Here is a 4362-nt window from a genome sequence, read left to right as displayed (position 1 = left end):
GTGCTCAGCGCCGAGGCGCGGAGGGCCGGTGCGGAGGCCACTGCGGGCCGGATCGGCTCTGGGAGCTGGATGCTCGCGCTCCCGGCCGGGTATGTGGCGGGGCTGCAGGTGCTGGCGCGCTCGATCCTCGCAGGCACCACTCCGGTCGTGCTCGACGGGGCGTTCTCGCCCCGCAGCTTCATGGATGCGACGCAGCGGATGGTGCGCGGCGGCGAGCCGCTGTTCACGTCGCTCGTACCCGCACAGGTCGCGACCCTGCTGGACGCGTCGATCGAGGACACCGGGGTGCTCGCGGCGCTCCGTGCGTACTCGGCGATCCTCGTCGGCGGCCAGGCGCTGCCCGTTCCGGTGCGCGAGCGCGCCGCGGAACTCGGCGTACGGCTGGTGCGCACCTACGGCTCGACGGAGACGAGCGGCGGATGCGTGTACGACGGTGCGCCGCTCGAGACGGTGGCGGTCAAGGTCGTCGACGGCGAGCTGCGCATCGCCGGACCTATGCTCGCGGACGGCTACCTCGGGGATCCGGTGCTCACCGAGACCACGTTCGTGCGCGACGAGCACGGCATCCGCTGGTATCGCACGGGTGATCTCGGCGTCGTGGAGGACGGCATCGTGCGGGTGCACGGGCGCGCCGACAACGTGATCGTGTCGGGAGGCGTCAACATCTCCCTCGACAGGGTCGAGCGCATCGTGCGCAGCATCCCAGGGCTCACCGGCGCGGTCGTCGTCGGCGTCGACGATGACCGATGGGGCGAGGCATCCGTGATCGTCGCGGAGCGGGGCGAGGCGCTCAGACGCAGCGAGTCCGAGCAGCTCGCGCATGCGCGCGGCGTCGTCGCGGAACAGCTGGGCAAGCCGGCCCGCCCGGCACGCATGATCATCGTCGACGAGATCGCGACGCTGAGTTCGGGCAAACCCGACCGCGAGGCGATCCGCCGTCTGGCCGCCGAGCTGCGCTGAGGATCCACGAGAGGAAGAGCATGGCCGTCTACACCCACGGGCATCACGAGTCGGTGCTGCGTTCGCACAGCAATCGCACCATCGCGAACTCGGCGGAGTACCTGCGTCCGCATCTGCTGCCCGGTACGAGGCTCCTCGACGTCGGTGCAGGGCCGGGCACCATCACGATGGATTTCGCACAGCATGTCGGCCATGTCACGGCGACCGAGATCGGTGACGCCGAGCTCGCGCTGTCGCAGCGGCTGGCGGCAGGGCAGGGCGTCTCGAACATCGACTTCTCGGTCGAGGACGCGCACGCGCTGAGCTTCGCGGACGACACCTTCGACATCGTGCACACCCATCAGGTTCTGCAGCACGTCGCCGATCCCGTGCAGGCGCTGCGCGAGATGCGTCGCGTCACGAAGCCAGGAGGACTGGTCGCCGCGCGCGACGCCGACTATGCCGGGTTCATCTGGTTCCCGCTGGCGCCCGAGTTGGACGAGTGGCTCGACCTGTACCGCCGGGCCGCGCTGGCGAACGGCGGGGAGCCGGATGCCGGGCGCCGTCTGCTCTCGTGGGCACGGGCCGCGGGGTTCGAAGACGTCACGGCGAGTGCATCCACGTGGTGCTACGCGACTGCCGAGGAGCGCGCATGGTGGGGCGGCATGTGGGCCGACCGCATCGTGGAGTCCGCACTCGCACGCCAGCTCGTGAACGACGGCTTCGCGACGACCGCCGACCTGCAGCGCATCAGCGCGGCGTGGCGCACGTGGGCGGACGCCGCCGACGGGTGGTATCTGGTGCCGCACGGCGAGATCCTCGCGCGCGCCTGAGCGGGATCCGAGTTTCACGCGGCGGAGGATGTTGCGGACGTCGGAGGTTCTCGGCCGATTCCTCCGACCGGTGTCGCACCCTCCGCCGTGCGTGACACCGGTCCGCGGTCGAGCCCCGGATACATCGCTGGACGGATGCCGGCGACCGGTGCCTCGCGTACCGTGAGATGGTGATCCGTCCGCTGTCCCGCACCTCGCTCGTCCTCGACATCGTCGGGGCGTTCGTGATGTTCGCGTTGCTCACGCCGACGTCGTTGGTGTTCTACGCGCCGGGAAACCTCAGCACCACGGTTCCGGAGGCCGTGGGCATCGCCGGCCTCGTCATCGCCGCGGTGCTGCAGTGCGGCGCGGTGGCGATCGGGCGACTCGCACCGGGGATCGCGCTGGCGGTCGCCTGGGTCGGCGCGGTCGTGCAGATGGCGGTCGGTCTCGGGCCGCTCCCGATCAACGTCGCGATTCTCGGTGTGCTGTACGCGACGGCCGCATGGGGCACGACACGGGTGTTCTGGGCCGGCCTCGTCTCCTCGTTCGTCGGCGGCGTCATCGCGGCGGCCTACATCGCCCTCAGTAACGAGCAGTTCTTCGCCGCGGGACTCTCCAGCACTGTCGCCACCTTCGTGATGATCGCGTTCATGAGCATCCTCGCTCTCGGTTCGCCGTGGCTGGGCGGATTCGGGTGGCGCATGGTGCTGCGCTGGCGCGTCAGCCGCGAAGCGCAGACACGGGCCGAGGTGGCAGCTGCCGAGGAGCAGGAGCGTGTGCGCATCGCCCGCGACATGCATGACGTCGTCGCGCACTCTCTGGCGGTGATCGTGGCGCAGTCCGACGGCGCCCGCTATGCGGCGGCAGCGGACCCGCAGATCGCGACCGAGGCGCTGGGTACGATCTCGCAGACCGCGCGCTCGGCGCTGTCGGACGTGCGGATGCTGCTCACCCAGTTGCGGCACCGCCAGGGCGATGGCCCGCAGCCCACGATCGCCGACCTCGAGCAGCTTTTCGCGCAGGTGCGGCAGGCGGGCGTCGAACCGCGTGTGACCGTCGATCCCATGCCGCCGGGCGAGCCGCCAGGTGCGATCCAGCTCGCGGTCTACCGCATCCTGCAGGAGGCGCTGACCAACACCATCCGGCACGGTGCCGGAGGCGCCGTCGACATCCATCTGGCGTGGCTGCCGGATCGCGTCGAGATCGACGTGCGCAACGCGGTCGACTCGGCCGCGTCGGTCGGAGCTGCGAGCGGACACGGCCTGGTGGGCATGCGCGAGCGCGCACAGCTCGTCGGCGGCAGACTCACGGCCGAGCGTGCGGGCGGGGAATTCGTGGTTCATGGGACACTGCCCATCGGAGAATCGCCGCACGCATCGGAGGAGCACGCATGATCCGCGTCCTGCTGGTCGACGATCAGGCGCTCTTCCGCGCCGGGATCCGGATGCTGGTCTCCTCCCAGCCCGACATGGAGGTCGTCGCCGAGGCCGGGGACGGGCAGGAGGCGCTCGCCGCAGTCGCACGGGTGAGCCCGGACGTGGTGCTCATGGACATCAGGATGCCGGTGATGGACGGACTGACCGCCACGGCCGAGATACTGAAGTCGCCGGATGCGCCGAAGGTCGTGATGCTGACGACCTTCGACCTGGATGAGGCGGCGGCTCGTGCCATCAGGCAGGGCGCGAGCGGGTTCCTGCTGAAGGATGCCGAACCGGAGTTCCTGCTCGCCGCGATCCGCACCGTGCACTCCGGGTCCAACGTGATCGCGGCATCCGCCACTCGTGAGCTCTTCGCGCACTTCACCGAGGCCGCGAAGCCGGTGCCCGCCGCCTACGCGTCGCTGACCGATCGGGAGCGGGAGATCTTCGCGCTCGCCGCACGTGGTCTGTCGAACTCCGAGATCGCCGGGCGGGAGTTCCTCAGCGAGGCGACGGTGAAGACGCACATCAGTCGCATCCTCACCAAGCTCGCGTTGCGCGATCGGGTGCAGCTCGTGGTCTTCGCCTTCGAGCACGGACTGAACTGACCCCGCGCTCTCCGGGATCATCCTTGAGATGTATGCGGATGATGCGCACGGGCGATGCGCAGCGGCATCCGCTCTTCATAGCGTCGTAGGCATGGAGATCACGACCACAGACCTCGGGCTCGCAGCCCGTGTGCAGCACCTCACGAAGTCCTACGGCAGGGGCGGGAGCGCCGTCACGGCTCTCGACGACATCAGCGTCGGCATCCGCCGCGGGCAGTTCACCGCGATCATGGGCCCGAGCGGCTCTGGCAAGTCGACGCTCATGCACATCATGGCCGGCCTCGACGCCCCGACCGAGGGGCGCGCGTGGATCGGCGACACCGAGATCACCGGACTCGGCGACCTCGACCTCACGATCCTGCGGCGACGCCGGGTCGGTTTCATCTTCCAGGCCTTCAACCTCGTGCCGACCCTCGACGCGATCGGCAACATCCTGCTGCCGTTCGAGCTCGACGGCCGCAGGCCCAGCGCGATCGAACGCGCACGGATCGACGGACTCGTCGAGACACTCGGCCTCGGCGCCCGCCTGAGGCACCGTCCGCACGAGCTCTCCGGCGGGCAGCAGCAGCGCGGGGGGATCGC

General features: G+C 70.0%; 5 protein-coding genes. All 5 read left to right on the top strand.

Features of this window, described 5'->3' with window-relative positions:
* Positions 1-960, top strand: a 960-nt coding sequence (locus ACNPNP_RS12120; RefSeq protein ID WP_448966294.1) for an AMP-binding protein, incomplete at its 5' end; no start/stop codon positions are given.
* Positions 961-980: 20 nt separating this feature from the next.
* Positions 981-1772 (top strand): class I SAM-dependent methyltransferase, encoded by a 792-nt coding sequence (locus ACNPNP_RS12115; RefSeq protein WP_448966293.1) that lies wholly within the window; start codon positions 981-983, stop codon positions 1770-1772.
* Positions 1773-1939: 167 nt separating this feature from the next.
* A complete protein-coding gene (locus tag ACNPNP_RS12110) occupies positions 1940-3148 on the top strand; it encodes a sensor histidine kinase (protein ID WP_448966292.1) in 1209 nt (402 codons plus the stop codon).
* Positions 3145-3780, top strand: coding sequence for a response regulator (locus ACNPNP_RS12105; RefSeq protein WP_448966291.1), 636 nt, complete (start codon positions 3145-3147; stop codon positions 3778-3780). Before ACNPNP_RS12110 ends, ACNPNP_RS12105 begins: the two co-directional genes overlap by 4 nt.
* A gap of 91 nt (positions 3781-3871) precedes the next feature.
* Positions 3872-4362 (top strand): ABC transporter ATP-binding protein (locus ACNPNP_RS12100; RefSeq protein ID WP_448966290.1); only part of this gene is annotated, 491 nt, incomplete at its 3' end.

The sequence above is a fragment of the Microbacterium xerophyticum genome (assembly GCF_053543555.1).
The sequence above is the reverse complement of the archived record's forward strand: the minus strand, read 5'-3'. Positions and strand labels throughout refer to the sequence as shown.